This is a genomic window from Acidovorax sp. Root217 (assembly GCF_001428645.1).
GTDB lineage: Bacteria > Pseudomonadota > Gammaproteobacteria > Burkholderiales > Burkholderiaceae_C > Acidovorax.
This window is the reverse complement of the sequence record NZ_LMIH01000022.1, coordinates 754-1,036: the sequence shown is the minus strand read 5'-3', so window position 1 is coordinate 1,036 and position 283 is coordinate 754. Positions and strand designations below refer to the sequence as shown.

Sequence of the window (283 nt, the reverse complement as noted above, 5' to 3'; positions counted from 1 at the left end):
GGTGGTGACGTCGTAGGTGGCCGAGGTGATGGTGGGTGCCGAGACATTCGACACGGTCACCGCATTGCCCGTGAGGTCGGCACCCGAGGTGGTCGTCACATCCCAGCTGGCGGCGGCGGCCAGGTTGAAGGTGGTGGCGTCTGCGGCCGTGGTGCCGGCCTTGTTCAGCAGGCCGCCCACGGCCAGCTTGTCGGCGGCATTGAGCGTGACCGCGAAGGCCGTGGCGCTGGCAGCGGCGACGTTGCCACTGGTCAGGGTGTAGGAGCCCCCGCCCTGGCCGACC

Annotated in this window: 1 protein-coding gene; it reads right to left on the bottom strand. The window is 70.3% G+C overall.

Annotated features, from left to right (window positions below; all coding sequences use genetic code 11):
- Positions 1-283 (bottom strand): hypothetical protein (locus ASE31_RS32125; RefSeq protein WP_162261425.1); only part of this gene is annotated, 283 nt, incomplete at both ends.